This window comes from Shimazuella alba, assembly GCF_009831235.1.
GTDB classification, from domain to species: Bacteria; Bacillota; Bacilli; order Thermoactinomycetales; family Thermoactinomycetaceae; genus Shimazuella; species Shimazuella alba.
Map to the genome: position 1 here is coordinate 197,394 of NZ_WUUL01000005.1, position 26,970 is coordinate 224,363.

A 26,970-nucleotide genomic window follows, 5' to 3' on the forward strand; every position below is an offset into this window, starting at 1 on the left:
CTATATTAGAAAATCTCCATTCAAGTGGTCTTACTAATTATTATCCCCACCATTTTTGCGATTTCCACCGATCCATCCGGTGTTATCCGCATTATTGACACCATTATCTTCACCTGCTGCAGCATTTTCTCCGCCTTGATCTACGTTACCATTATTATTAGGTCCATTGTCATTGTCATTCTGGCCGTTTTGATCATTTGTTTGAGGGATACAACCTTCTGGTTGACCGTTCTCATCACAAGGCTGTGGTTGTTGTTGTTCTTGTTTTGCTTTTACGATTACCTGCACAGCACCAGACGATTGTTGTGCCGGTCCTGAGCCGCTAGCTTGTGTATCTGTTGCAATTACTTTGTAGTAGTAAGATTTCTCTCCACCACCACCAAACAAGCCACCATTTGGAGCTTGAACACTGGTATCAGTAAATGAATTTCCACTAACATTTGTCTGTAAATCGCTAAAGTTAACGCCATCTTCAGAGCGTTGAATTGTATAGACGACTCTACCATCTTGTTTTTGCCAACTCAAATGCACGCTGTTGTTATCTGCATTGTAACTTCCAGATAGATTTGGAGCTTTCAACTGGAATGGAGGTACTGGATCTGGTACTCCTTCTGGCTTTTTAAATTTTTCCACCTTGCCATTTAATGTGTTCTTTAACACGTAGTTAAACACTTTCGCCGGCATAGAACCACCAGTGATTTTTGCAGTTCCTTTCACGCCATCGACTGTATCATTAAATACATTTACTGCAAGTACAAGACTTGGTGTATATCCTACAAACCAGCCCGCATTTTCTTCTTGAATGGTACCAGTTTTACCGGCTACCTCGGTTTTCACTTTTACCGCTTTATGTGCTGTACCACCTGGGTTTTCAACAACTTCTTTCATCATTAAAGTCATATACCAAGCTGTTTGAGGGGAGAATACTTTGCTTGGATTTCCCTTAGCATTAATCTCTTGTCCATCTTTTGGTTTTATTTCTGTTCCATTTTTATCCACGATTTTTGTAATAGTATGAGCTGTTACCATTTGACCATTATTTGGAAAAGTAGAGAAGGCTTGCGCCATACTGATTGTGTTTACCCCATGTGTTAATCCCCCAAGTGCTAGGGCTGCAGGTCCTTTATCTTGTGGAACCAAAGGCAACTTGAGTTTGTCTTTTCCATAGGAATATGCTGTATCTAGTTTTACATCTTCCATCAACATCTTGACGGTTACTACATTCAGTGAACTATAAACGGCTTTGTTCATGGTTACATTGCCTGAATATGATCCAGAGAAGTTTTTAGGTGACCAATCCCCCACCTTGTATTCTTTATCTTCTAATGGAGTATAAGGATTAAACCCTTTCTCTTGAACTGCTGGAGCAAATACAGTAAGTGGTTTGATAGATGATCCTGGTTGAATTAACTCACGGGCACGGTTTCGACTTCCTGGTTTGTAATTTCTTCCTCCGCCAATAGCTCTAATTAAACCCGATTTAGAATCCAATAAGGTTATACCTGAATCCACTGCTCCCTCGTAACTTTCTTTACCTTCGAATAACTCCTCTTTTTGCAAAGCTTCTTCTACTACTTGCTGAGCATGAGTATCAATTCCAGTATAAATCTTATATCCATTTGAATTAAGTTCTTCATCATCTAAGTTATATCGATTTTCAATTTCTTTTAGTACTTGGTTTGTATAAGCTTGGTATTTGGACTGCTTACTATACTTGGCCAAGTATTCCTCATTCGTACCAAGTGGCAATTTTTGTAGTTTCTCTTTTTCTGCTACTGATATAATAGGTGGTCGATCTTCGGTCTCTGCCATTTTCATCAGTACTACGTTTCTTCGCTCGATTGCCTTTTGCATACCCTTCTCACTGCGATATGGGTTATAGGTAGATGGTGCTTTTGGCAGACCTGCTAAGAAAGCAATTTCTTGTGGTTCTAATGTTTGTGTTTTTAAATCCTTACCAAAGTAAATCTTGGCCGCCATTTCAATACCAGCTACTTGGTTACCAAAATCAATGTAATTGAGGTAGGTTTCTAATATTTTATCTTTGTTGTACTGCCGCTCAATATTAAGCGCAGCACCTATCTCTTTTAATTTACGTGTATAAGTTTTTGTTCTATCTTGGAGGAGTACGTTACGTGCTACCTGCATGGTAATCGTACCACCACCCTCACCTTTACCAAGAGAAATAACGTTTTTAATAACTGCACGACCGAGTCCAAACCAGTCTACTCCAGAGTGTTCATAAAAACGCTGATCTTCTACTTTTACAAATGCTTCTGGTAAGTCAGGGTTCGTTTTTTTCAATGTTTCCATCGAGATATATTCCCGATAGACAGTCCCTACTCGACCAATTTGATTTCCTTTTTCATCAAATACACTTGTGGAGAAGTTCAATTTTTCTAATTCCTCGATCTTATAAACATTCGCAGACATCATAACAGCTGAACAACCACCTACGATTAACAACAACGAAGTGAGCCCAACTAGGATAAACCATTTTTTGTTAAAAAAACGACTATATTTGCCTTTTTTTCCGTTTTTCCCTGACATTTGACTTACTCTGGAACCTAATCTTTCTGTTCTCGTTCTTGGTTGAAATGATTGCTGATTATTACGACGTTGATTATTGCGACGTTGAAAATCATCCATCCAACTTACCTCCTATAAAACATCTTGCCTTCCAAACTTATTCCTATCTCTATTGGAAAACATGCTTTTCCATTTCAATTCTTATTAAATTATAAAATTCCAATCAGAACTTATGCCCATTTTGGCATGATAACATTATAACGCAAAGATAATTTTTTGGGTAATTTCTCACCAAAAAATATTACAGTAATGTTACGAATAATTCGCTATATTTATTCGTTTTCCCTTTAATGGATATTATTAGCCCTTTGTATCAATGTCAATAAAGAAAAATTGCCAGTTTATCTGCCATATAAAGGAGGTAATTTTGATGCCTATTTTTTACCAAAAAAAAGAGCCAAACATTTGGCTCTTCTTAATTGAACAGTTGAATCCAATATATTACATCCACTACCCAATCCGGGATATACGGGCTTGATAACCATTGTAGTGCGTCTTCAAAAAAGTAGCTGGCTACACTCAATGCGGCAATTCCCAACACAAGAACAATCACAATTGCTATAACAAGACATCCAACGACAGTACCTATCATGGATATTCCCCCTTATAAATAATGGTAAGAATCCGAGAGTTATAAAATTTTGTTACCATTTCAAATGACTAGTAATGATATCAGTCCAAAACCAAATAAATAAACATTGCCCAAAACCGCTCATAAAACCTGTAATCATGCGCAAAGTATTTGTGCTCTCACGCCATTTTAACAGCTGAGTAAAACCATCTAGGAACATAGGAAGTTGAAAAAGAATCCCTAATAGAAGAAAATAAATATTTTTATGGATAAAAGCAAAAAAAGGTAGAGTGAGGTATGCAGTATAGATAGCCGTGCATCGCGCACAAAGAGGAAATTGTTTCCCATTGAAAAAAAGAGAACGATCTGCTCTTCGATGACAAGGAATCTGATAAAGAATTTTAGATAAAATCAATCACAACCACATCCACAATCGCCTAAGTCAAGACAATCACAAATATCCCACTTACTTTTTTTCTTCTTCTCTCCTCCATGACTATGACTTTTATTCCAGCGCTTATTCAAAAAAGAAGAAAGTAAAGGTACGATTCCTGATACGACTAAGGCTGGTACACCAGCTAATACATATCCACCTGCTACAAGCTGAAGACCACTGATTGCAAAAACAAAGAAACTAATAAGTATGAGAAAAAACAACTATGATCCCTCCTTCTTCATTATTGTGTATGATTTTAATTATTCCATGAAATCATTATACTATATTCATAAAGAAAATTAAAAAGTATCCTACGGGATACTTTTTAATTAGTATACGATTCCTGTTCTTTTGTGTGTTCTTTCTAATCTTTTACTTGAAATATCAAAAAAACGCCCATCATACTGTTTGACAAATCCTCGATTTGGATCTATATAACCTGATCCCCATGTCGGATCCATGATCAACCATTCTCCATTTACTTTCGCCTCTACCCAAGCGTGGTTTTGACCATTTGCTACGCCTTCCACAAACCGAGATGGTATTTCTAGGGAGCGGAGTAGAGATAGAGTAAGAAAAACATAATCCTGACAAACTCCTTTTTTTAGCTGCAACGATTTTATTGCACTGTCGTTCCATTTAAAACTATTTTGTTCAAATTTCTGCATATCGTAGTTCATATTTTTAGCAACATAGCGATATATCAACTTCGTCCGTTCATAGTTGGTATTGGCATTTTTGGTAATTTTTTTTGCAAGCTGATTTATTTTTGGATGATCAGGTTCAATTCCTCTGCTTGGAAGAAGATCACGTTTGTCTTCATCTGCGTAACTGGAAACTTGAAACTTTGCTACCATAAAAAAACGAAAATAATCACGTTGTTGGCTCGTTATTTCTGGAACATACACAATCACATCATAATTACCTGGACCAAAACGAAGAGGAATAAAACTATTAAAAACAAATTTCTTAATAGGCACAAAATAAGTTGCTAATAAGCCGTCTTTTTTCGTTTGTACGATAAGATGAGTCGTTTCCTTCGCTTGTTCAGCAGTGGAATCCAAATATCCCTTTACCCGATAGCTATATTCCCCTTGTCCCCCTCCTGCAATAGGGGCCGTTAGATGAATACCCCTTTGCTCATACATCACCGAATATTGGACAGGGGAACGGTTATCTTTTGTTTTGTTTTCTACATAAAATTTTGCTCCATTACGAAAATAGTTTGTTCTCGTATCATCAGGCAAAAGTATCTCCAATTGATGTACGCCTTCTCCATATAACAATGGAATTGTCTCATGGAATGTTGCTTTATTCGTAGTTGTAATAATCCTCTGCCATTTCTTATTCCCTTTTTGAACTTGAATAAGTATTTTTTTCTTCACAAATTCCTTGCTCAAACTGCCCTCTATTGCAATAGAACCTTTGCCGGTTAAGTAACCTTCTGTAGGGCTAGTTAATTGCATTTTCTGTTGTTTTGCTAATAAACTGTATGTCACATCTGCTTGTATATCTGGACTTTGATTTACGACCGTAAATTGAGAAAAAAGGTAATACGATCGGTTCTTCTGAGTTCCTGGAACATAAATCTTTACTTGATAATCACCAATTCCGGCGAATAATTTTATTGATTCGGAAAATTTACCTTCTTTTATTGCTGTGTAGTACTCAAATCTTTTGGGGAGTGAATTTTTAGGTTCTCCTTGAAAGGTAACCTGAATCCACATATGCGTTTGGGCTAATTTATGATATTGCTTCACAAATCCATCTACTGTAAAAGTCGATTCTACACTTGAGTCATCATATTTTGGAGAATATACTTGTCCACCTAATTGTTTACCATAAGAAGTGAGAGAAATCGGAGTTTGTTCATAACCAGTGTTAAATTGCTGTTCTATCGTGCTAAGATCAGGTAATTTATTACTACAACTTGCTAACGTAATCAGGGTGAGTAATACCAATAAGATCCGTTTCACCAATCTAGCCTACCTTTCTAAACACAACCAATCCACCAGTTTATCCCATTCCATACATCCTCCGTTAAATCCTTTTTGTATACAAAAAAGAGAATTGATAGCACAAACTGCCGACAATTCTCCCCAATAAATAAACACCAAAGATCAGAATTGAGTTTAAATAAAATCACCACAAATAGTATACATTGAATAAGGGTTAATTGTAAATGAATGAATCTGGCAAAGCTTACAATTAAGCCAAAAGCAAAGCTATTTTTTCGTTATCTCTCTATTTCAGCCAAGAATGCGGTTTCGTCCAAGATAGTAACGCCTAACTCCTGGGCTTTCTTCAGCTTGGAACCTGCCTTCTCACCAGCGAGTAGAAAATCCGTTTTCTTACTCACACTATTGCTTACTTTTGCACCTAATTGTTCTAATTTTTCTGCTGCTTCTTGACGTGACATACTCTCTAATGTCCCTGTAATAACAAATACTTTCCCAGCAAAACGATGATCACTGTCATTAGCATGAACAATCTTAGGTCCTTTATAAGTCATATTAACATTGGCACCTTGTAATCGAGACAATAGCTCTTTTACTTCTGGTTTTTTAAAATAAGTCACGATACTTGTAGCCATTTTGGGGCCTACTTCCTCTACTGCAAGAAGATCTTCTTCTGATGCATGCACAATAGCATCCATTGTTCCAAAATGCTCAGCAATCATCTTCGCACCTTTGGAACCGACAAATCGGATACCTAAACCAAACAGCAATCTTTCCAAAGAATTACCTTTACTCTTTTCAATAGAAGAAAGTATGTTATCAACTGATTTTTCACCCATTCGAGGAAGTGCGAGCAAGTCCTCTTTTTGCAAATAATAAAGATCTGCTACTGATGAAACCAACTTATGTTCATACAATAAAATAACAACCTTTTCCCCCAGTCGTTCGATATTCATTGCACCACGGGATACAAAATGAATAATACCTTCCCTGATCTGAGCCGCACAAGCAGGATTAATACAGCGAAGAGCAACTTCTCCTTCTAAACGAACTAACTCACTATTACATTCTGGGCAATGCGTTGGCATATGAAAAGCAACTTCTTCACCTGTACGCTCCTTTGTAATCACACTTACCACTTCGGGGATAATGTCGCCCGCTTTCTTGACGACCACATGATCTCCTAGAAGGAGCCCCTTTTCACGAATGATATCTTCGTTATGTAGAGAAGCTCTTTTCACCGTTGTACCGGCCAAGACAACTGGTTTTAAAATCGCAGTAGGAGTGATAACACCTGTCCGACCAACACGAAGTTCGATATCCTCTAAGATAGAAATAGCCTCTTCGGCAGGGAACTTATAAGCAATCGCCCAACGTGGACTCTTTGCAGTAAAACCAAGCTTTGTTCGTAACGCATAATCATCAACTTTGATTACGATACCGTCAATCTCATAGCCAAGTTTGCTTCTTTCCAACTGCCAATGCTCGATATATTCCCAAACCTCATCAATACTTGTAGCAACCTTCCATTCTGGATTTACTTTTAATCCTAGTTTCTTGATTGCACGAAAAGTTTCTTGATGTGTGGTATATACTTCTGAAGATCCATCCATCCCATAAATAAATAGATCCAGCGCTCGCTGCGCAGCTAGTTTGGGGTCCAGTTGGCGAAGTGATCCCGCTGCTGCGTTACGGGGATTTGCAAATAACGGTTCGCCGTTATCTGCTCGTTGTTTATTGATACGCTCAAATTCTTTTTTAGGAAGATATGCTTCTCCCCTCACTTCTAAATTAATGGGAGTTGCTAACTTTAATGGCAATGAGCGAATCGTTTTTACATTTTGGGTAATATTCTCGCCAATTTGTCCATCGCCTCTTGTGGCACCTAGGGAGTAGATACCATCTTGATAGCGAATAGAGACAGCAAGACCATCGATCTTTAATTCACATACATACGTGATTTGATCCAATCCAGTGGCTTTTTTTATTCGTTGATCAAACTCCATCAAGTCTTCTCGATTAAATGCATTACTAAGAGAGAGCATCCGACTGGTATGCTCTACTTTCTCAAAAAAGGGCAGTGGTTCTGCACCTACTCGCTGTGTTGGTGAATCTGCTGTTTGTAACTCTGGAAACGATGTCTCTAACTGAATCAATTCTTGCATCAACCGATCATACTCGGCGTCGGAAATAATTGGATCATCAAGAACATAATATCGAGTATTATGCTCTTGAAGTTGTTGATGCAAGGATAGTACACGTTCTTTGGCATCAGCAAATTGCATTACACAGCCTCCCTATATTTTTTCAATTGGGGCAAATTGGGCTAACAGCTTCTTCACTCCTACTGGAGCTGGAAAAGCAATGTTTAACTCTTCTCCATCTACTTTTACGACAGTTCCTATTCCCCATTTTTTATGATTTACTTGATCTCCAACCGTCCAAACACCCACGGGACGGGGAGTAGGTCGATTGACAATTCTTTTTTCCACTCTTGGATTTGTTTTGCCTATCTCTTGTAAGAGAGCAGGAGATATCTCTGCAAGGAAACGAGAAGCAGTATTCATACTAGTAAAACCGTATAATGTTCGACTTCTCGCTCGAGAAAGATATAACATTTCTTCTGCACGAGTTACCGCGACATAAGCAAGTCTTCTCTCTTCTTCCATTTCTACTTCATCTTCCAATGAGCGGCTATGTGGAAATATATTTTCTTCCATTCCCACTATGAACACATGAGGAAACTCTAATCCTTTTGCGCTGTGTACCGTCATAAGAGATACGGTATCTGTTTCTACTGGATCATTATCCACTTCTGCTACTAATGCTAACTCTGTTAGTAGCGCTAGGATACTTTTATCATCATTTCTGTTTTCAAATTCTTTCGCCACGGAAATAAACTCATCAATATTTTCCAACCTAGCTTGTGCTTCGATTGTTTTTTCTTTTTTATATTCTTCTCGGTATTGAGCTCGAGATAATATTTCTTCTGTCATCTCTACAGCTGACAAATAATCCGCCATTCCATGGAATGCTTGGATCATTTGCACAAAACCAGTCAAAGAATCTTTGGTTCGTTTGGAAAGACCTATGTAATCTACTTCTAGGATTGCCGAAAAGAGCGATACTCCTTCATTTGCTGCATGTACACGTATTTTATCCATTGTCGTAGCACCAATACCACGTCTTGGGACATTAATAATCCTCTCTAAGCTGATATCATCATGCGGATTTACGACAACACGTAGATACGCCAAAATATCTTTAATCTCTTTGCGTTCATAAAACTTGATTCCACCAACTACTTGATAAGGTACATTTGCTTTGAGTAAAAATTCCTCTAATACACGTGATTGCGCATTGGTGCGATACAAAATGGCAAAATCTTGATATGCTTTCCCTTCTCTACTCAATCTAGCAATAGTATCTACAATAAAATATGCTTCTTCTTGTTCATTTTCAGCAACAAAAAGAGAAATTTTTTCCCCTTCCTCTTTGTCGGTCCATAGATTTTTAGGTCTCCGTTCGGTATTATTCGCTATAATTTGATTCGCAACTTCTAAAATATGCTTGGTTGAACGGTAGTTTTGTTCCAGTTTGATCACTTTTGCATTTGGGTAGTCCTGTTCAAAACGAAGGATATTTTGAATATCCGCCCCACGAAAACGGTAAATAGATTGGTCCGAATCACCAACTACACAAATATTTTTATGACCTTCTGCTAATAGTTTCATTAATAGGTATTGTGCATGATTTGTATCCTGATACTCATCAACATGTATATATTGGAATTTTTTTTGATAGTAATCCAATACATCTGGTACTTGTTGAAATAAATTAACTGTTACCATTAAAAGATCATCAAAATCTAGAGACTCATTGGTCCGTAGCTTTTGTTGATATCTTTCATAGACTTGAGCTGCTATTTGCTCCATAAAACCAGAAGCACTTGATCGAAAAGCATGTACATCGATCAATTGGTTTTTCGCCTGACTGATTTGGAAAAGTAAATTACGAGGCTCGAATTTTTTTGGATCTAGATTTTCTTCTTTTAATATTTGTTTAATAACAGATAATTGATCTGCTGTATCAAGGATCGTAAAACTGTTTGCATACCCAATACGATCGATATTTTTACGTAAAATACGCACACACATCGAGTGAAAAGTCGAAACCCAGATATCTTGTGCCATGGAACCTATAAGCGCAGAGATACGTTCTTTCATCTCTTTTGCTGCTTTGTTGGTAAATGTAATCGCTAAGATATTCCAAGGATGAATCCGTTTTTCCCCCAATAAATAAGCTACACGATGCGTGAGTACCCGTGTTTTTCCACTTCCTGCACCAGCAATAATCTGTACAGGACCATCTGTAGTTAATACTGCTTGTCTCTGTACATCATTTAGACCTTCTAAAGATATTGTTGCAGACTGCACTTAACTTTCTCCTCTCTTTTTTATGGATTTTATCCATTTCACCGTTTGTATCGCTTGGTTTAAATCATCATAAATCAAGTTTCCTACTACTACCATATCAGCCCAAGCAGCCATCTCTTCGGCCTGTTGCTGGTTAGAAATACCACCGCCATAACAAAAATGGGTGTTTTGAAGGATGGGAGAAACTTCACGCACTAGGTCGACTAGACCATACGTTCCGCTATATTCTACATAAAAAATGGGAATTTGCAACCATTCTGCCATCCGTGCATATGCGATTACGTCAGATATTTGCTGGTTTGTATTCGCATTTGTCCGCTTTGCTACTTTTGCATCTGGATTTAAAACAACGTAGGCTTCCAAGATCACTTGATCCCAAGGGATAAAAGAACCAAATGCCTTTATGGTTTGGTGATGTATACCGAGAATCCATTTCGCATCATTTGTATTGAATATAGTAGGTGTCAAGTAACCTGTAAAACCTGGCACTAATGAGGTTGAAGTTGAAATTTCCTGATAATATGGGATGGAATAATTTCGTAATTTGGAGAGTAGATATGCGGTATTTTGAAAGGTGATATCATCTGTTCCACCTATGATAATCGCATCTGTGTTTGATGTTGCAATTTGATGGATGGCATCATCTGTTATCGGTTTTGCTGGATCTAGTTTGAAAACATGCCTCCATTTTTTCACTTGCTCTCGTAACATATCAAAACCTCCGCTTTTCATTATACAACTTTTCTACAGAAGACAAAGATAGAAAACCGTTGATGCCTTTAACCACAGAGGTTTCTTTTTGGATGTATATAACAAAAAGCGACTTTCATAGCAGCCGCTTTTTGTTTATGATTTTCCTTCTATGCGATCTAGCACTAAATGGTATCCATCCATACCATATGCTAGACATCTTTTTACTCTCGAGATGGTAGCTGTACTTGCACCTGTTTCTTTCTCAATCTGTGTGTAAGTTGTCCCAGTACGTAACATTTTTGCTACTTCCAATCGCTGTGAGAGTGATTTTACTTCGCCAACCGTACACAGATCTTCAAAGAAAGCATAGCATTCTTCCATATTTTTCAAATTGAGAATAGCCTGAAATAGTTGCTCCACTTCACGCCTGCTCAGTTTATCCAGCTGCATATACGTCCTCCGCTTCCGCTCCCATGGTTGATTCCTTTATTCTACACGAGCATTCGAAACCCTTCAACAAATGTTATCAGATTTTTAAAGCAATCGCACCTTTTAAAGTATGCCTTTACAAAAACAAAACATAGTAATCCACTTGGAAATCTATATATTTTTTCGTAAGTTTGTTATAATCGATTTATTCATAAGAACTACACACAGAAATGGGAGCGATGAACGCCGACGATCAAATCGAAAAGCTGGAGAGAGAAATTGCCAACTTTAATCGAATCATCGCTTGGTTGACATCAAGTGAGTATCAGAAGCACTATCGAAAGCAACAATGGCGTGCTTGGATCATGTACCTGTTCATCGGGAATCTTCCAAAAAACAAAGAGTGGATGTTTACAACCCAAAGGGTAGAAATCCCCATCATCTGCCTTTCTCGAGGGGATTCCCAAAAAATCCCAATCAAGAAGATAAACCACTGGCTTCTGGCCATGCAGATGCATGTGTACAAATGGTGGGCCAACCGCCTTCCACTGAAGGTATCTCATGATCGCGGGCGAATGAGCGTTCCATTCCCTTACCTTATTCGTGAGGATACGGAAGAGCATATCACGCTCCTGCACATGTTCCGTGATGAGAAGGTGGTGCTTCTTGACAAGCTCAGAAAGAAGCTGGGTGTAGATCAGTCAGCACAAACAAGGATCAACCGGTTGAATGTCTGTATGATGTAGGCAGAAAATAAGAAAATAGATGCTTACTTTGTTGGCCAGAAGATAACCTTCTGGCCAACACGCATTTGGAGATACTATGTCACGTCCCTATCAATCTATCATTAATTAGGTTACAATAGACGATGATTAAGTAAGGAGGGCATGAAAATGTCAGTAAAAGGGAAAATCACACTCGAAAATGGAAAAGCAATCGAATTAGAGTTTTATCCAGAAGCAGCACCTAATACAGTAGCGAACTTTAAAAAATTAGCCGATGAAGGTTTCTATAATGGACTCACCTTCCATCGCGTCATCCCTGGATTTGTTAGCCAAGGTGGTTGTCCACAAGGTACTGGATATGGTGGAGCCGGATACACCATCGCATGTGAAACAGAAGGAAATCCTCATCAGCATGTGCCAGGTGTACTTTCAATGGCCCATGCAGGCAAGGATACAGGTTCTTCACAATTCTTTATTGTTCATGAAAACCAACACCATCTAGATGGCGTACATACTGTTTTTGGTAAAGTCACCTCTGGTTTTGAACATGTGGTCAACATGAAACAAGGAGAAAAAATGCTAGAAGTACAAGTTTGGGAAGAAAAGTAGTATACGTAAAAAGAGGCTTCCTAAAGTAGAAGCCTCTTTTCTTTTCATTTCGAATGATTGGAGGTCTTACTATATTTATTTTTGGAATTACATTCGTCCTTATCATATGTCTCTTTGCTCTAATTGCTACTTTCCAGTTGGGAAGGACTCAAAACAAACAACACAATCAGCATTATGATCAAAGCCGAAATAAAACTCTTTTGCTACTAAGTTTTATTTATTTGATTGCTATTTTACTCGGACTCTTTTGCGTCTACTATTTTATATTTTAAGATTTTCACACCCCTTTTCTTCCATTAGAAGAAAGAAACATCCATCTGTTAGACAAATATATGGGGCACACATTGGTTGAATGTCTGCCTTATCATCCCTCTTTATCCTGACACTACTAGCACGTGGCGGAAGGGCATCTTCCATGAGCTGTAGCCAAGGACCAAACGTATTGATCACAATATCTGCCCCAGCTTGATACAGCAAAACAGCTCTGTCTGGTGTATAAGTATATCTTAGGAAGGGAACACCTGCCGCTTTGGCCGCCTCAAAGTCCGAGACCGAGTCACCCACCATCGGACACTTTTCTGGATTAGCTCCAAGTACATCCATCGCTTGATTCAGAAACAGTGGATTTGGTTTGAGTTTCTCTGGATTTGCATCAGAACATCATGTACCCAAATGGACAGGTTTTCGTGTCTTCGGTCTTAAAGTACTGTGTCAAGTTCCACTTCCTCATTGTTTCAAGGTCATTGGATGAACATTCACGATTTCTCCTGTATTGTCGAGATGCTCGGTACATGAAATAAAATGTAAAGATGATAAGTTGATCATTTCCATTTTTTTCTTTTATACATTACACCTGCAAGGTGAACAAACCTACTAGTTCCACATGACTTGTCTGAGGAAACATATCTACAGGCTGTACTTCTTGCAAGTGATACCCATGCTCACTCAAATATTTGGCATCTCGAGCAAAAGTGGCTGGATTACACGATACATAGACGATACGTTTTGGTTGTATTTTCGTTGCTGCATCCAAAAATGCCACATCACAGCCTTTTCGAGGAGGATCAACAACCAATACATCTGCATGCATCCCTTCTTCTTGCCACTTTGGAAGAATCTCTTCTGCTTTGCCTAATTCAAATGTAACATTTTTGATTTTATTCAAAACTGCATTTTGCTTTGCATCTTCAATCGCAGCAGGCACTATTTCCATTCCGTACACCTTTTTTGCTCGATCTGCCAAGTACAGCGAGATAGAACCAATCCCACAATAAGCATCGATTACGATTTCTTCTCCTGTGAGGTTGGCGTATTTTTTGGCTTGCTCATACAATACTTTTGTTTGCGTTGGATTCACTTGAAAAAAAGAGTGGGGAGAGATAGCAAATTGTATCTCACCGATGGTGTCATAAATAACAGGCATCCCCCAAAGCAAACGATTTTCACGACCCAAAATAACATTGGTTCTATTGGTATTTATATTTTGCTGGATGGATGTAACAATTGGAAAGGAACGCCGAATTTCTTTTATTACATCCTGTTCAGAAGCGATTTTCTCTCCATTGGTTACGAATACGACCATTAATTCATTCGTATGTACACCTTGCCTTAACAGTACATGCCGTAATATTCCTTTATGTGTAGTCTCGTTATAGATTGGAATCTGTAACTTTTCTACCAACTGCTTAATCTTTTTCGTAAGCTCTGTCTGCAACTCATTTTGAATAAAACAAGTTTCCATATCTACTACTTGGTGAGTACCTAGCTGATAAAATCCAGCTACGACTTTCCCTTCCAACGTTGCAAAGGGAATTTGAACTTTGTTCCGATAACTCCATGGATTTTCCATGCCTTTAACCGGATGTATGATCACATCCGAGAACAATCCAATCCGCTGTAATTGATCTTCCACTTGTTGTTGTTTTAACTTCAATTCTTCCCCATACGAAATATGTTGCAACTGGCATCCTCCGCAACTCTCAAAATGCGGACAAACAGGGTCTATTCGTTCTGGATGTGCCTCTAAAACCTGTAACAGTTCCCCTTCTGCAAACGTCTTTTTCACTTTCGTTACACGTACTTTTACCTTTTCTCCAGGTAAAGCACCTCCAATAAAAATCGCAAAACCATCGTATCTGCCAACACCTGTCCCGCTATGGCCAAATCCATGGATCATACATTCAATTATTTGTCCTTTTTGGACAGGAGGCTTTTGCTTCATGGTTTTTAGCTCCTATGTAGATAAATTTTCTAAAGCAACAGATTCAATCCAACGGGAAACATTGGGATGTGGTAAATATGCTTTTCCATCATAGATATAAGACAGACCTTCCAAACGACCTGGTACTTTCTTGTTTGTGAAATATCCTTCACTCAAAAAAAGTGGCAAGAGAATAACGGTGCCTTGATTACTAGCTTCTTCTAAACGAACTCGTAAGTTATCTGGTAATGTAAATGCATAGGAGATCGATCTCGCAGACAGTCTAGTTTGTAACTGGGAAGCAATTTGGTCAGCTACTCTCTCCCATTCTGTTTGGAACCAAGGAAGATCACTACCATGACCAACTAATAATACATGCTCATCTGCTAGATTTTGTGACAATGATTTTACCCGTTCTACCAATATTTCTACAATAAGCGGGTGATCGTTCATTGGAGATAGAAGTTTTATGAAAGCGGTATGTTTGATCGGTTCTTCGTCCATTTCGATACGTGGATTTGGTTGTAATCCTAATAGATAACTGATCTCTTCTATATGTGTACTCCCAGAAGATACAAAAAGTGGTACTGCTATAATATCTGTTACACCCATTTTCTCCAGTTGATGAATACCATGAGCAATCGTACGATTTTCTACCATCTCTAGAAAGCTAACGATAATCGGAACTGGTACTTGTACCTTATTGATACAATCATCTACTTGCTTAACCCAGTTTTCATTACTAGATCCATGTGAAATGATCAATACACCTTGCTGTTTCATTCTTCGTCATCCTCCCTTTCCTCAATTTTGGATTCTTGATAGGAAAGCCATATAGATACAGCGTATAAAATCGTCAACAAACCTAAGAGAGTAAAGACAATACCATGCAAGGAGAAAGCAAAGAGTGCATTTGCAACCAATATAACCAAAAATATAAGATAGGCTTTCTCCGAAAATCGCTCACCTCTGAGCTTCATCCAACCAAACAGATGATAAATAGACATAATGAATAAGATGATGGCAATAGCTGGGTCAACGAACAAAAAGTAAACTCCAATTAATGTAAATAACAAGTATACCAATAATTCTCTTCTCCTCAGTTTCCCTTATTATCTTCGGAAGAAATACGAAATTGGCTAACATTCCCCTGTTTCATTGTCCGCTTTTCTCTTCCTATTTCATGTACTTGGTTCAACTGCAAATTTCCATCCATATGGTACTCAGAAAAAACTCGTCCCATCTGGAACGAGCCTTAAAACAAACAAATTCATTCTCAGAGTTTATCGGACAATCATTTTATTGACCAACCTCTTCACGAATCAATTGGTTCACTAATTGTGGATTTGCTTTTCCTTTTGTTGCTTTCATCACTTGTCCAACTAAAAATCCGAGTACTTTATCTTTACCACTTTTTAATTCTTCTACAATAGCTGGATTTGCTGTCAATACATCGACAACTGCTGTCTTGATAGCACCTTCATCACTGATTTGAACCCAGCCTTTTTCTTCTACAATAGCAGAAGGTCTCTTACCTGTAGTTAGGATTTCCTTGAGGACATCTTTTGCAATTTTACTGCTAATGGTTCCTTTTTGGATCAAGGTAATCATCTCAGCTAAATGACCAGAAGATAATGGTGTATCTTTTAGTTCCAATCCGTTGCTATTTAGATAACCCAATACTTCTGAGAGCAGCCAATTGGATGCTAATTTTGGATCTGCACCTTTTGAAACTGTATCCTCAAAGAAATCAGCCAATGCACGACTCGAAGTAAGTACTCCTGCATCATAAGCTGGAAGCCCGAATTCACTTTGGTATCGAGCTACTCGCTTATCTGGAAGTTCAGGAAGCTGTGCTTTGATTTCTTGTTTCCATGCTTCATCAATTTGCAAGCGCACCAAGTCTGGCTCTGGGAAATAACGATAATCATGAGCTTCTTCCTTGGATCGCATGATTTTAATGGTATTTAGTTCTTCAGACCAACGAAGGGTTTGTTGAATTACTTTTTCCCCATCATCTAAGACTTCCGCTTGACGAACTTCTTCAAATTCCAATGCACGCTCTACGTTACGGAAAGAGTTTAAATTTTTCAACTCGGTTTTTGTGCCAAATTTGTCTGCACCAACCAACCGCAGGCTGATGTTTGCATCACAACGCAAGGATCCTTCTTCCATTTTCACATCGGAAACGCCAGTGTATTGAATGATCGACTTGATCTTTTCTAAGTATGCTTTTGCCTCTTTTGGAGAACGCAAATCTGGTTCAGACACGATCTCGATTAACGGTACACCCACACGGTTAAAATCAACAAGCGAGGAATCTCCATCGTGATTTAACTTTCCAGCATCTTCTTCCAAATGAAGACGAGTGATACCAATTCGCTTTGTTTCTCCATCCACTTCAATATCAATCCAGCCATGTTCTCCAATTGGTTGATCAAACTGGGAAATTTGATATGCTTTTGGCGAATCTGGATAGAAGTAATTTTTCCGGTCAAATTTGGTGTTCTCTGCAACTTGGCAATTGAGCGCCATAGCAGCTTTCATCGCGAAGTTTACCGCTTGTTTATTTAACACTGGCAGGACACCAGGATGCCCCAAGCAAACGGGACATGTCTGCGTATTTGGCGGAGCTCCAAAAGAAGTTGAACATCCGCAAAATATTTTGGTGTTGGTAGCAAGCTCTACGTGTACTTCCAATCCGATTACTGTTTCATACTTGCTCATGCTTTAACTCCTCCTAGTGCAGGTATTGCAAGCGTCCCAGCTGATTGTTCATAAGCATGAGCAACACGAAGGACAGTCTCTTCTGCAAAGGCCTTACCGATAATTTGCAATCCAACAGGAAGTCCGTTTGCTAGCCCTGCTGGTACACTGATTGCTGGTAATCCAGCTAAGTTGATCGGAATCGTACAAAGATCATCGAGATACATCGTCAATGGATCAGATATTTTTTCTCCGATACGATATGCAGTGGTTGGTGCTGTAGGTCCTACGATTACATCATGGTTAGCAAAAATATGATCGAAATCTTGTTTGATCAGCGTACGAGCTTTTTGTGCTTTTACATAGTAAGCATCATAGTAACCAGAACTAAGAGCATAAGTACCAAGCATGATACGGCGTTTTACTTCTGGACCAAATCCATTGCTTCTGGACTGTTCGTAGATATCCAAAAGGTTTTTTCCTTGACGCACCCCATAACGAATACCATCAAAGCGAGCTAGGTTAGAAGAAGCTTCTGCTGGAGCAAGTATGTAATAAGTGGCCACTGCATATTCCAAGTTTGGTAGAGATACTTCGGAGATATGTGCACCTAACTCTTCTAGTTGTTTCACTGCTTTTTCAATCTGTTCTCTTACTGCTGGATCAATTCCATCTCCCAACATCTCACGAGGAACGGCTACTTTTAGCCCTTTGATTTCCCCTGTTAATGCGGAAAGATAATCGGGTACTTCTTTTGCAACTGAAGTTGAGTCCGACTCGTCATGTCCAGCGATAGTTTGCAGAACATAAGCAGCATCTTCAACAGTTTGGGTCACTGGTCCCACTTGATCCAATGAAGATGCAAAAGCAACCAAACCAAAACGAGATACACGTCCATATGTAGGTTTTAATCCAACAACTCCACAAAAGGCAGCAGGCTGGCGAATAGAACCACCTGTATCTGATCCCAGTGCAAAAGTTACTGCTCCTGTTGCAACTGCGGCTGCTGATCCCCCACTTGAACCCCCAGGAACACGGGTTATATCCCACGGATTTTTCACAGGATGAAAACTAGAATTTTCATTCGATGATCCCATCGCAAATTCATCCATGTTGGTTTTTCCCATGATAATCGCATCTGAGGAAAGCAATTTTTCTACTACTGTTGCGTTATAGATAGGTTGATAGTTTGAAAGCAATTGGCTTGCGCAAGTAGTGGTTATACCTTCTGTGCAGAGGTTATCTTTCACACCTGCTGGAATCGCTGCAAGTAAGCCTCTCTCTGAGCTGGTATTTAGCTTTTGCTCAAGTTCCTTTGCTTTTTTCCTAGCGCCCTCTTCATTGATAGCAAGAAAAGAACCTATTTCTGGTTGTACTTCCTTGATTCTCGTTAGAGAATCTTCTACTATTTCACTTACTGTCCGTTCTTTTTTTGCTAATTGACGATGTATTTCACGTATGGACAATCGATTTTCCTCCTATTCTTCAAACACCGCAGGTACGCGGAATGAACCATCTTTTTGATCAGGTGCATTGAGTAAAACTTTTTTTCTATCAAGTGATGGTTTCACGGTATCTTCACGCATCACATTCACAATCGGATAAATATGGCTGGTTGGCTCTACATTATCCGTATCTAGCTCATTTAATTTCTCTGCAAATTGCAGAATATCATTTAATTGACTTGTAAATTGTGTTTTTTCTTCTTCTGACAACGACAATCGAGCAAGTTTCGCCACATGCTCTACTTGCGCGCGATTTATACTCATATCCGTTCACCCCAATATGTAAACATTGCCTCCAGTATAGCATAAGCAATGGTCAGATTTATAGTTTTGAAGTAGGTTTGTTTGGAAGAAGGTTACTCTAATGTTTTATTAATAGATGATGTCATCATACCAGATGTATCTTAATAATTAATTAATTTCATTTTCTTCCATCTTTTTATTACAATATATATAAGTTGTCCATCTCTTTCAGAAAGGTCTCATCATGATCCCATTAGAAAACCTCATGGAGGAAATCTTCGCCATCGTCCGTCAGACACCGAAAGGAGGACAGATCAGGCTCTCTTCTAAGCTCCTGGAGAAGTTCCGCTCCAGTCCTGGAGAGATAGGGAATCTCGGAGCTCAGATCGGAAAGGAACAAATCCTTCTGAGCGATCTGTTCCGCCTGCTCTGGGAGTACTCCCAGATAGACACAAATACCAAGCAGGTGCAGCTTCCTCTGACGGCAATTAAGGCCCTTCGAGCATACATGAATTTTCTTGAAGGTGAGGGAGACTATGAAACCGCGCTCAAGGCATTCAACAAGGCATATAAGCAAGCCGAGCGTGTAACTGCTCCGAAGGTAGATGAATGAAACAACTGAATAAATGTCCTAGGGAAAAATTACTAGGATGCAAAACACCCGGACACATTTCTATGTCCGGGTGCGTAATCTGTGAATCTATTTTTGAGAAGAAACTACTACGTCCTTACTCTCCAACGTAAAAATCTGCCCATGTTCAGTTAAAACAATTCGATCTTTTTCCTCACCAGCTGCCTTTAATAACCGTTGCAATGGTTCTTCCACTGGTTCTTGCGATAATACAAAGGTATTCCAGTGTATCGGAATCAATAATTTCGCTCCAGTATCCAAAAACATCTGCCATGCTTGTTCTGGAGTACAATGATGTCGTTGAAAAGCATCTGGAGAATAAGCTCCAATTGGCATAAATGCTAAGTCTATTTCGCCTTTTTCCGCAAGCCAGGAAAAATCTGGTGTATAAGCAGTATCTCCAGGGAAGAAAATACGTGTATTGTTTCGTTCTATCAAATAACCAGTAAAACCATAACTGTGATTCCAAGGGAAACGATTTCCCCAATGCTTTACAGGTACAGCTTGGATGGTTACATTTTCATCTATCGTTAAGGTTTCTTTCCCGCTTAGTTCCCTCACTTCCGTAAAAGGCAGGCGTTTTAACAAACCAGAAGTCCCACTAGCTGTGATGACTTTTGTATTTTTATTTGCGATTCGTTTTAAGGTTGGCATGTCAAAATGATCCATATGACCATGAGACAACAAAATTAAATCAACTGGCCCGATATCTTCCAAGCGCAGTGCGGGTGCGATATGTCTTGCAAGACCCATCTGATAAAACCCAAGGGAGACGCCGACTTTATGTCCAAAGACTGGATCAGTCAAAATACGATATCCATATAAATTGATGAGAACCGTAGAATGACCTATCCAACCGACTGTTACTCTATCGGAACTCCAGGTGGAGGGTTCCAAATATTGAAATGGTTTTTTAAAGCTAACTTTTGCACTGTATCGCCAACGCATAAACAGGAAAAGAACTACACTAAGCAGACACAAACCTACAATAACGAGGAGTATCCAACCTATTATTTCCATTTTGACATATACTCCTTTTGCAAGAAATCCTAACTTATTCTAAAATAGCATAGGGAAGCGAATAAATATATCACAAATTATTCAAAAATAAAATAACTAGCTTGATCTTCGGAAAGGAAGATTCTATGATACGCCTATTTGCCACTGATCTAGACGATACCTTATTGAACCATGAAAAACAAATTGATCAACACAATTTGGATGCACTCGAAAAACTTCAACAATTCGGTGTGCAAGTTGCTGTTGCTTCAGGTCGCAACGAAGTAGAAATAGATCATGTGATCAAAAACGTACCTGGTGATTTCCATCAAATCTGTCAAAATGGTGCGTTTATTTATTTGAATACAGGAGAAAAAATTTACGACGGCTACTTTGAACCCGAATTAGCCAAACGAATCCATCAAGTGGGCAAGGAAGCTGGAGTTTATTGCTTTATTGGGACAGCACGCCATATGTACATCTCCGAAAAAAACTCGTTTATCGAAAGAAAATCCGAACAAGTTTCGATCCATTTAGAACTTGATCCAACGATCGAAAAGCGCATAGGAACCGACTTTTTGCCTAGTAAATTTTGCTACTTAGGGGAAGGACCTGAACTACAGCAGTTGAAACAATTGATGCTCAAAACATTCCCTGGACAAATCGACGTATTTATCTCCGCTCCCCACTGCTTGGATGTCATGCCATTAGGAGTTAACAAAGGCAATGGCATTGGTCACCTGGCTAAACACCTTGGAATCGATATTTCCGAAGTAGCTTGTATTGGAGACTCCGAAAACGATATCCCCATGTTCCAAGTCATCCCTCACAACTTCGTGATGAGTGTGGCAAAACCTTCCGTCAAACAAGTAGGGAAGCATGTGGTCGACCATGTTTCAGAAGCAGTCGACTGGGTATTAAAATATAATGAAAACCTTACACTACAACAAAAATAATAGGCTTATCGTTCATAAAAAAGATTAGGATTCAGAAAAGGAAAATAGTCGAATTCTAATCTTCTTTCATTGAATACAATTAGGTGAAATTTATCAGAAGCTTAGGATATAATGAATGAAATGATGTCCCGTTAGGTGAAGGGAAGCTCTCATGAGCAGCAGCCTGGTATACTCGACCAAGTCCGGCGACCCGTCCTGTGACACTCGGGATGTCCAGGACATCAAGTCCCTCATCCGAGCAGAACTTAATGACCTCCAGTTCGCTGGCTGGGGTGAAGACGATGAGCGCGTGCAGAAACTGCGTGCGATCGTTGCTCTGTTCGGCGAAGGAAAGATCAACGATGCATTCGTGAAGATCGTGGACTACGTTCATGATCACGGCTCCTACAATGTCAATGATGCGGTTGACATCATCGAACAGATGGACATGCCCGAGGATCGCTAGTGAAGCAGCAGCTTCCCTGATGGGGCATTACGCCAGATCTTACGTAAGTGAGCTCTGGCACCCCACTTTCCATTGTTTCAAAAATTGCATGATCATAATGAATCATTTTTCTATATTTCCGAATGCTCTAAGCGAACAATAGTATAGATAAAGTCATAAGAACACTACCAAACTGAATTGCAATTACAATGAAAAATTTTTGGTATGGACAAGGTATTCACCAAACAAGAAAAGGAACATCTCTTTCCACTTGGAGATGTTCCTTTTCATATCTTAATAAATTAATTTCCTTTGTTCGCTTCGCTTTTCGTAACTTTCTTCTCTTCGTCATCCAAAACGCCACTCATGCCATTTTTGAACTCACGAAAGCTTTTACCGACTGCTTTGCCGAGCTCTGGTAGTTTTTTTGGACCGAAAAGGAGGAGTGCGACGATCACGATGAGAATCCATTCAAAACCATTTATGCCCATCTTTTTCCCTCCTCTGCTTTGCTAACCATTTTATATTATACTACCAAAGACACAAAAACCAATACGGAAAATCTTACATCCGTTTATGGAATTGTCTATTCGACGTTTGTAAAACAAATGAAGTTCTTCTTCTAATTGTGGTCGGCTTCACAAAAACAAGCCATCCTTTCCTTTTTTGATGCAAAGAAAGAATAGCATGTTTTTTCGTTTGGGAGACTATTTTGTGATCCGTTTGATGAAAATCTATGGTGACTCTTTTTGGAGTAATACCACTGCGTACTGTATCGAATTTCCCATCTTCATGCCAATCTTTATCTATAGAAAAAAGTTATTATCGGCGGGCACATCAGGATACTGTTTTCCTGATGCACCCTCACACCTACACGGTGGGCTTGACGATCTTGCGGAACGCCTCGACCTCATCCCTCACCTGCTGGGAAAGATCAAGCTTCAGCCACAGGTCAAGCAGTTCCATCCAGAGCTGCTCACACTTGTCAATCAGCTCACGCTGGGGACGGGAGTCCTCGTGAAGTGCGAACATCCCCTGCTGGAAGAAATCCTGACCCTTGAGCCAGCTCGGGAAGCGGAACTCACGGATCTCCTTCCCTCCGTACAGCGGAGAGAGGTAGCACTCGACATTCCCCTCGAACGCTCGGAGTGCAGTGTCGATCAGGTCCGCCTGTCCGATCCATTCGAACTCGAACTGCTTCAGGCGAGCCTTGAAGGCACTGATCTGCTTCAGCAGCTCGAAGCTGGGAAGCTCGTTGGGTTCACTGGTCTGAAGACGCTGCTCCAGGTTCGCGAAGATGGCCAGGTCGTTGTCCGACGGCTTGTTGCGGTCGTCGAAGTTGTGCTTCTTGATGAAGCTGAGCTGCTTGATGAACTCCTCGCGCGAGATGTCCTGACCGAGCAGGATCACGAGGTTGTACCAGACGGCGCCCACGATCGAATGAAGCTGGTAGGTGTTCTGGTTGTCGGTCACGTTAGATACCTTTCGGTAGGACTGGACTTGTTGACTTGCTTTTTATTTTACCATTGCATATAAGAAGAACAAATATTTAATAAATGAAAAGATAAAGAACACTGATAAATTAGATGAGTACCACAGAAAATGCTTTTTTGTTAACAAATCACAGAAAAACATTTGTTCTAATGATTCTTTCTATTGTTCTACTTATCATAATAGTAGCCTAGTTGGTCTATTACTATATTTCCTTTAGCTTAATAGGCATGTGGGTGTTTGTTCATCTTCTATTCATACAGATCCTCTATACTTAACTTAAGATTGGAAACGGAAAGGAGAGTTCAAGATGGCTCGTATTTTAGTAGTGGATGATGATGATCATATCCGCGAAGTTATTAGCATCTTTTTAAAACAAGAAGGATTCGATGTATATGAAGCCATTAATGGAAAAGACGCACTGCAACAGCTAGATATTATTCAGATAGATATGGTTATTTTAGATATCATGATGCCTCAAATGGATGGATGGGAACTATGCTTGGAACTGAGAAAGTTTTATGATTTCCCTATCCTGATGCTCACAGCGAAAGGAGAGACAACTGATAAAGTCAAAGGATTTAGAGTTGGAACAGATGATTACTTAACAAAACCATTTGAAACAGAAGAACTCATCATGCGGGTAAAAGCATTGCTCCGGCGGTATCAAATCATCTCCTCGAACCGTGTAAATCTAGGAGAGATACTCTTGGATCGTTCTCGGCATGAAATCTTTTACAACCAATCCCCTATTTCTATCCCACTCAAAGAATTTGAACTCTTATTCGAATTTGCTAATTACCCCAACAGAACCCTTACGAGAGAACACTTGATTGAGCGTATTTGGGGATATGATTTCAATGGAGATGAACGAACAGTCGATGTGCATGTCAAACGTCTACGCGAACGGTTTCCAGAAGGACGATTTGGATTCGCTATCCGTACTGTTCGAGGATTGGGGTATCGCTTAGAGGTAGCAAAAAATGTCTAAAGGCAAAAAACTACTTGGCAGTATCACAGGTATTAGTATTGTTGTCCTTTTCTGGTCTATTGCATATTGGTTGGTAAATCTTTTATTCCCCATATTGGGAATCGTAACGAATGAGTATGTTAAAGATCTCCTCGTCGGCGTACTTGGTTTTTTACTGATGATATCCACCATTTATCTTATCGGAAAGCTTTTTCACTCTCATCGTGACGATGTTTTTCATATCATTGTGGATGCCATCAAACAAATTAGCAAAGGCAACTTCAAAGTAAAATTAAATCTTGATCGAGTTAATAAAGGACATCCATTTGCTACGATTGCAACGAGTATTAACAATATGGCAGAGGAATTGAATGAAATGGAGACGATGAGACAAGCGTTTATCTCCAATGTTTCGCATGAGATTCAGTCCCCACTCACTTCTATTCGAGGGTTTGCGCGAGCTTTACAAAATGATGATATTACACAAAGCCAACGCAGTCATTATATCGAAATCATCATAACAGAAAGCATCCGTCTATCAAAATTGAGCGATAATCTAATGAAATTAACCTCTTTAGAATCCGATCATCCCTTTACTGCAAAACCATACCGATTGGATAAACAACTGCAACAAATCATTTTGGTTAACGAACCTCAATGGTTGGCAAAAAATATGACAGTAGAACCTATCCTATCGGAGGTAGAAATTACAGCAGATGAAGATTTACTCAATCAAGTATGGACAAACCTTTTGCATAATAGCATGAAGTTTACCAACGAACATGGGACTATCACGATCAGCTTGGAACTAGTGGGTGATAATGCGATTATCCAATTCGAAGATACAGGTGCAGGTATATCGCCTAAAGATCAACTCCACATTTTTGAGCGATTTTACAAAGGAGATAAATCTCGCAATCGAAACGAAGCTGGAAGCGGACTTGGGCTTTCAATCGTAAAAAAAATCGTTGACTTACACCACGGAACCATTGAAGTGAAGAGTAAAATAGGAAAAGGAACGAAAATATCTATCTCCATTCCTTCTCGATACAGCAAGCGATAAAAGATACTAGAAATACCTTTTTTTGCTATATAGACAAAACTTTTTGGGTTCCAATGCTTTACAATGATTTTAAGTATTGGAGAAGGAGGAGTTAGATGACAGAAAAAAAATTTAGTAGGATGTCCCTTGCAAGCATTGCTTTTCTTACCAGTCTCTGCATTCAACCACAATGGACAGGAGCTGTAGAGGATAATCCAACCAAAGGTGAAATCGTTTTCAGCGAAGACTTTCAAGACCTCCAAGTCGGTGAAAATAAAAAGTGGGGATGGAAAACAGGAGCATACGAATTTTGCACGAGAAATCCCAAAAATAACAAATATGATAATTTGACTACTGATGCTATGAAAATCTTAGATGGTAACTTGCATATCAAAGCTACCAAAAATCAAGATGGTTCTTGGAATACAGGTCTCCTCACTACAGGTGATTCTTGTGATTCTGGAGGAAATCAGTTTCTTGTGAAACCAGGAGACTTTATGCTCACACATGTAAAACTTCCTACTGGAAATGTTGGCGCATGGCCTGGATTTTGGACGTGGAAAGACGGAGGAAATGAAATAGATGCTTTTGAATGGCATTCGGACAAGCCTCACCTTTTGGAGTTTACCAATCATGTTAATCCCGCTGTCCACTATTATGAAAATAAAACCCTCATAGGATCAGGAAAATGGATTTATATTGGTGTGAAATTAGGAGTAAATAATAACACATGGTATGTTGGTACCACTAAAGACGATTTACAAGCGGTTTGGTCTGATCAAACAGGAGTAGGTGCAAATTGGTCTGCATACATGATTGCCAATTTATCTGTAAGCAGCGACAATCGAGCACCAAAAGGGGATCAATCTATCGATTATTTGATTGATTCCATTCAAGTATTTCGATAATACAAATATTACAGTATAATACTAATATTCCTACTACAGAAGAGGATCCCATGATCATCCAGGCTGTTGAAACCATCGAAGAAGCCAAAGCAGCTATCGCATGGCTCGACCACCAAGTGTTTGAGCACGAAGTGAAGCAACAGATCAAAATCTTGGCAGAATTTGCGGATGGAGGATGCCTTCTCTTTTGCGACTACCAAGAACAGATCGAAGCTGAGATTGCTCGGGTTCGCAACGGTGATCCACTCAAGTTGGATTACCACCCAGTAGTCGCTGCTCTGATCTACTTCTTCGCTAGGCACTGTAGATAAATTTATGGGGGCCTACTCTAGTAGGATGGATGTGATAAATCGATAACTCGAAAAGTCGCATCCTCCCATAAACAATGCAAAGCTCCTTTACAGGGGCTTTTTCCATTTTCCAACAAATTGTTGGAAAAATACAGCAGA

General features: G+C 39.3%; 27 protein-coding genes and 1 pseudogene. 9 read left to right on the forward strand and 19 right to left on the reverse strand.

Translation table 11 applies throughout. The annotated features are described in order from the left end of the window. Positions 1 to 33: 33 nt before the first annotated feature. From GSM42_RS09490 to GSM42_RS09530, 9 genes are all read right to left on the reverse strand, one after another. The gene (locus GSM42_RS09490) at positions 34 to 2,649 is read right to left on the reverse strand and encodes a transglycosylase domain-containing protein (protein ID WP_160801300.1); all 2,616 of its coding nucleotides are present in this window, start codon (positions 2,647 to 2,649) and stop codon (positions 34 to 36) included. Between the two features lie 355 nt (positions 2,650 to 3,004). Then, on the reverse strand, positions 3,005 to 3,181 hold the full coding sequence (locus GSM42_RS09495) for a hypothetical protein (RefSeq protein WP_160801301.1): 177 nt from the start codon (positions 3,179 to 3,181) through the stop codon (positions 3,005 to 3,007). Positions 3,182 to 3,233: 52 nt separating this feature from the next. Further along, the gene (locus GSM42_RS09500) at positions 3,234 to 3,575 is read right to left on the reverse strand and encodes a DUF2085 domain-containing protein (RefSeq protein WP_202404867.1); all 342 of its coding nucleotides are present in this window, start codon (positions 3,573 to 3,575) and stop codon (positions 3,234 to 3,236) included. Then, on the reverse strand, positions 3,572 to 3,817 hold the full coding sequence (locus GSM42_RS09505) for a hypothetical protein (protein WP_160801302.1): 246 nt from the start codon (positions 3,815 to 3,817) through the stop codon (positions 3,572 to 3,574). The genes GSM42_RS09500 and GSM42_RS09505 overlap by 4 nt, the downstream gene beginning before the upstream one ends. Before the next feature lie 108 nt (positions 3,818 to 3,925). Next, a complete protein-coding gene (locus GSM42_RS21160; protein WP_160801303.1) occupies positions 3,926 to 5,572 on the reverse strand; it encodes a transglutaminase domain-containing protein in 1,647 nt (548 codons plus the stop codon). 260 nt (positions 5,573 to 5,832) lie between these two features. Beyond that, on the reverse strand, positions 5,833 to 7,839 hold the full coding sequence (ligA, locus tag GSM42_RS09515) for an NAD-dependent DNA ligase LigA (RefSeq protein ID WP_160801304.1): 2,007 nt from the start codon (positions 7,837 to 7,839) through the stop codon (positions 5,833 to 5,835). Positions 7,840 to 7,851: 12 nt separating this feature from the next. Further along, on the reverse strand, positions 7,852 to 9,990 hold the full coding sequence (pcrA, locus tag GSM42_RS09520) for a DNA helicase PcrA (RefSeq protein ID WP_160801305.1): 2,139 nt from the start codon (positions 9,988 to 9,990) through the stop codon (positions 7,852 to 7,854). Beyond that, entirely contained in the window at positions 9,991 to 10,701 is a 711-nt protein-coding gene (gene pcrB / locus GSM42_RS09525; RefSeq protein WP_160801306.1) for a heptaprenylglyceryl phosphate synthase, read from the reverse strand. It abuts the gene before it with no gap. A 135-nt stretch (positions 10,702 to 10,836) separates the two neighbouring features. Continuing rightward, a complete protein-coding gene (locus GSM42_RS09530; protein WP_160801307.1) occupies positions 10,837 to 11,133 on the reverse strand; it encodes a YerC/YecD family TrpR-related protein in 297 nt (98 codons plus the stop codon). 218 nt (positions 11,134 to 11,351) lie between these two features. Here GSM42_RS09530 and GSM42_RS09535 point away from each other — a divergent pair, with 218 nt between their 5' ends. Next, complete coding sequence (locus tag GSM42_RS09535; RefSeq protein ID WP_160801308.1) at positions 11,352 to 11,858, forward strand: hypothetical protein; 507 nt, start codon at positions 11,352 to 11,354, stop codon at positions 11,856 to 11,858. A gap of 147 nt (positions 11,859 to 12,005) precedes the next feature. Continuing rightward, positions 12,006 to 12,446, forward strand: coding sequence for a peptidylprolyl isomerase (locus GSM42_RS09540; protein WP_160801309.1), 441 nt, complete (start codon positions 12,006 to 12,008; stop codon positions 12,444 to 12,446). 261 nt (positions 12,447 to 12,707) lie between these two features. Here the strand turns inward: GSM42_RS09540 and GSM42_RS09545 are convergent. The 7 genes and pseudogenes from GSM42_RS09545 to gatC all read right to left on the reverse strand — a co-directional run. Further along, positions 12,708 to 13,076 (reverse strand): annotated as a pseudogene (locus GSM42_RS09545) (HAD family hydrolase); the annotation flags it as partial. A gap of 217 nt (positions 13,077 to 13,293) precedes the next feature. Further along, positions 13,294 to 14,667, reverse strand: coding sequence for a 23S rRNA (uracil(1939)-C(5))-methyltransferase RlmD (gene rlmD, locus GSM42_RS09550; protein WP_160801311.1), 1,374 nt, complete (start codon positions 14,665 to 14,667; stop codon positions 13,294 to 13,296). Between the two features lie 12 nt (positions 14,668 to 14,679). Then, positions 14,680 to 15,429 carry a sirohydrochlorin chelatase gene (locus tag GSM42_RS09555; protein WP_160801312.1) on the reverse strand — a complete coding sequence of 250 codons (750 nt, stop codon included), beginning with the start codon at positions 15,427 to 15,429 and terminating at the stop codon, positions 14,680 to 14,682. Next, the gene (locus tag GSM42_RS09560) at positions 15,426 to 15,731 is read right to left on the reverse strand and encodes a hypothetical protein (protein ID WP_160801313.1); all 306 of its coding nucleotides are present in this window, start codon (positions 15,729 to 15,731) and stop codon (positions 15,426 to 15,428) included. The genes GSM42_RS09555 and GSM42_RS09560 overlap by 4 nt, the downstream gene beginning before the upstream one ends. 214 nt (positions 15,732 to 15,945) lie before the next feature. Continuing rightward, a complete protein-coding gene (gene gatB, locus GSM42_RS09565; protein ID WP_160801314.1) occupies positions 15,946 to 17,373 on the reverse strand; it encodes an Asp-tRNA(Asn)/Glu-tRNA(Gln) amidotransferase subunit GatB in 1,428 nt (475 codons plus the stop codon). Then, on the reverse strand, positions 17,370 to 18,818 hold the full coding sequence (gene gatA, locus GSM42_RS09570) for an Asp-tRNA(Asn)/Glu-tRNA(Gln) amidotransferase subunit GatA (RefSeq protein WP_160801315.1): 1,449 nt from the start codon (positions 18,816 to 18,818) through the stop codon (positions 17,370 to 17,372). The genes gatB and gatA overlap by 4 nt, the downstream gene beginning before the upstream one ends. A 12-nt stretch (positions 18,819 to 18,830) precedes the next feature. Continuing rightward, positions 18,831 to 19,121 carry an Asp-tRNA(Asn)/Glu-tRNA(Gln) amidotransferase subunit GatC gene (gatC, locus tag GSM42_RS09575; RefSeq protein WP_160801316.1) on the reverse strand — a complete coding sequence of 97 codons (291 nt, stop codon included), beginning with the start codon at positions 19,119 to 19,121 and terminating at the stop codon, positions 18,831 to 18,833. Positions 19,122 to 19,344: 223 nt separating this feature from the next. Here gatC and GSM42_RS09580 point away from each other — a divergent pair, with 223 nt between their 5' ends. Beyond that, entirely contained in the window at positions 19,345 to 19,713 is a 369-nt protein-coding gene (locus tag GSM42_RS09580; RefSeq protein WP_160801317.1) for a hypothetical protein, read from the forward strand. A gap of 87 nt (positions 19,714 to 19,800) precedes the next feature. On the opposite strand, the gene GSM42_RS09585 is transcribed toward GSM42_RS09580, so the two are convergent. Further along, positions 19,801 to 20,751, reverse strand: a complete 951-nt coding sequence (locus GSM42_RS09585; RefSeq protein WP_160801318.1) for an MBL fold metallo-hydrolase — start codon at positions 20,749 to 20,751, stop codon at positions 19,801 to 19,803. A 125-nt stretch (positions 20,752 to 20,876) separates the two neighbouring features. Here GSM42_RS09585 and GSM42_RS09590 point away from each other — a divergent pair, with 125 nt between their 5' ends. Next, complete coding sequence (locus tag GSM42_RS09590; protein ID WP_160801319.1) at positions 20,877 to 21,686, forward strand: HAD family hydrolase; 810 nt, start codon at positions 20,877 to 20,879, stop codon at positions 21,684 to 21,686. A gap of 151 nt (positions 21,687 to 21,837) precedes the next feature. After that, entirely contained in the window at positions 21,838 to 22,131 is a 294-nt protein-coding gene (locus tag GSM42_RS09595) for a hypothetical protein (RefSeq protein ID WP_160801320.1), read from the forward strand. Between the two features lie 281 nt (positions 22,132 to 22,412). Here the strand turns inward: GSM42_RS09595 and GSM42_RS09600 are convergent, their stop codons facing one another. Further along, positions 22,413 to 22,601 (reverse strand): twin-arginine translocase TatA/TatE family subunit, encoded by a 189-nt coding sequence (locus tag GSM42_RS09600; protein WP_028777887.1) that lies wholly within the window; start codon positions 22,599 to 22,601, stop codon positions 22,413 to 22,415. 379 nt (positions 22,602 to 22,980) lie between these two features. Continuing rightward, positions 22,981 to 23,583 (reverse strand): hypothetical protein, encoded by a 603-nt coding sequence (locus GSM42_RS09605; RefSeq protein WP_160801321.1) that lies wholly within the window; start codon positions 23,581 to 23,583, stop codon positions 22,981 to 22,983. Between the two features lie 328 nt (positions 23,584 to 23,911). Here GSM42_RS09605 and GSM42_RS09610 point away from each other — a divergent pair, with 328 nt between their 5' ends. The 4 genes from GSM42_RS09610 (at position 23,912) to GSM42_RS09625 (ending at position 26,832) form a co-directional block, all read left to right on the forward strand. Further along, positions 23,912 to 24,592: a response regulator transcription factor gene (locus tag GSM42_RS09610; protein WP_160801322.1), complete on the forward strand. Its 681-nt coding sequence runs from the start codon at positions 23,912 to 23,914 to the stop codon at positions 24,590 to 24,592. Next, positions 24,585 to 25,634: a sensor histidine kinase gene (locus GSM42_RS09615; protein WP_160801323.1), complete on the forward strand. Its 1,050-nt coding sequence runs from the start codon at positions 24,585 to 24,587 to the stop codon at positions 25,632 to 25,634. Before GSM42_RS09610 ends, GSM42_RS09615 begins: the two co-directional genes overlap by 8 nt. 95 nt (positions 25,635 to 25,729) lie before the next feature. Further along, on the forward strand, positions 25,730 to 26,521 hold the full coding sequence (locus GSM42_RS09620; protein WP_160801324.1) for a LamG domain-containing protein: 792 nt from the start codon (positions 25,730 to 25,732) through the stop codon (positions 26,519 to 26,521). A 50-nt stretch (positions 26,522 to 26,571) separates the two neighbouring features. Beyond that, positions 26,572 to 26,832, forward strand: a complete 261-nt coding sequence (locus GSM42_RS09625; protein WP_160801325.1) for a hypothetical protein — start codon at positions 26,572 to 26,574, stop codon at positions 26,830 to 26,832. Positions 26,833 to 26,970 lie beyond the last annotated feature (138 nt).

Coding starts and splice junctions, on each gene's coding strand:
- rlmD (WP_160801311.1), bottom strand. CDS start 14,667: ATGAAGCAAAAGCCTCCTGTCCAAAAAGGACAAATAATTGAATGTATG.
- pcrB (WP_160801306.1), bottom strand. CDS start 10,701: ATGTTACGAGAGCAAGTGAAAAAATGGAGGCATGTTTTCAAACTAGAT.
- GSM42_RS09555 (WP_160801312.1), bottom strand. CDS start 15,429: ATGAAACAGCAAGGTGTATTGATCATTTCACATGGATCTAGTAATGAA.
- GSM42_RS09580 (WP_160801317.1), top strand. CDS start 19,345: ATGATCCCATTAGAAAACCTCATGGAGGAAATCTTCGCCATCGTCCGT.
- GSM42_RS09600 (WP_028777887.1), bottom strand. CDS start 22,601: ATGGGCATAAATGGTTTTGAATGGATTCTCATCGTGATCGTCGCACTC.
- gatC (WP_160801316.1), bottom strand. CDS start 19,121: ATGAGTATAAATCGCGCGCAAGTAGAGCATGTGGCGAAACTTGCTCGA.
- GSM42_RS09625 (WP_160801325.1), top strand. CDS start 26,572: ATGATCATCCAGGCTGTTGAAACCATCGAAGAAGCCAAAGCAGCTATC.
- GSM42_RS09535 (WP_160801308.1), top strand. CDS start 11,352: ATGAACGCCGACGATCAAATCGAAAAGCTGGAGAGAGAAATTGCCAAC.
- GSM42_RS09615 (WP_160801323.1), top strand. CDS start 24,585: ATGTCTAAAGGCAAAAAACTACTTGGCAGTATCACAGGTATTAGTATT.
- ligA (WP_160801304.1), bottom strand. CDS start 7,839: ATGCAATTTGCTGATGCCAAAGAACGTGTACTATCCTTGCATCAACAA.
- GSM42_RS09620 (WP_160801324.1), top strand. CDS start 25,730: ATGACAGAAAAAAAATTTAGTAGGATGTCCCTTGCAAGCATTGCTTTT.
- GSM42_RS09610 (WP_160801322.1), top strand. CDS start 23,912: ATGGCTCGTATTTTAGTAGTGGATGATGATGATCATATCCGCGAAGTT.
- GSM42_RS09490 (WP_160801300.1), bottom strand. CDS start 2,649: ATGGATGATTTTCAACGTCGCAATAATCAACGTCGTAATAATCAGCAA.
- GSM42_RS09495 (WP_160801301.1), bottom strand. CDS start 3,181: ATGATAGGTACTGTCGTTGGATGTCTTGTTATAGCAATTGTGATTGTT.
- GSM42_RS09585 (WP_160801318.1), bottom strand. CDS start 20,751: ATGGAAATAATAGGTTGGATACTCCTCGTTATTGTAGGTTTGTGTCTG.
- GSM42_RS09595 (WP_160801320.1), top strand. CDS start 21,838: ATGAGCAGCAGCCTGGTATACTCGACCAAGTCCGGCGACCCGTCCTGT.
- GSM42_RS09530 (WP_160801307.1), bottom strand. CDS start 11,133: ATGCAGCTGGATAAACTGAGCAGGCGTGAAGTGGAGCAACTATTTCAG.
- gatB (WP_160801314.1), bottom strand. CDS start 17,373: ATGAGCAAGTATGAAACAGTAATCGGATTGGAAGTACACGTAGAGCTT.
- GSM42_RS09540 (WP_160801309.1), top strand. CDS start 12,006: ATGTCAGTAAAAGGGAAAATCACACTCGAAAATGGAAAAGCAATCGAA.
- GSM42_RS09590 (WP_160801319.1), top strand. CDS start 20,877: ATGATACGCCTATTTGCCACTGATCTAGACGATACCTTATTGAACCAT.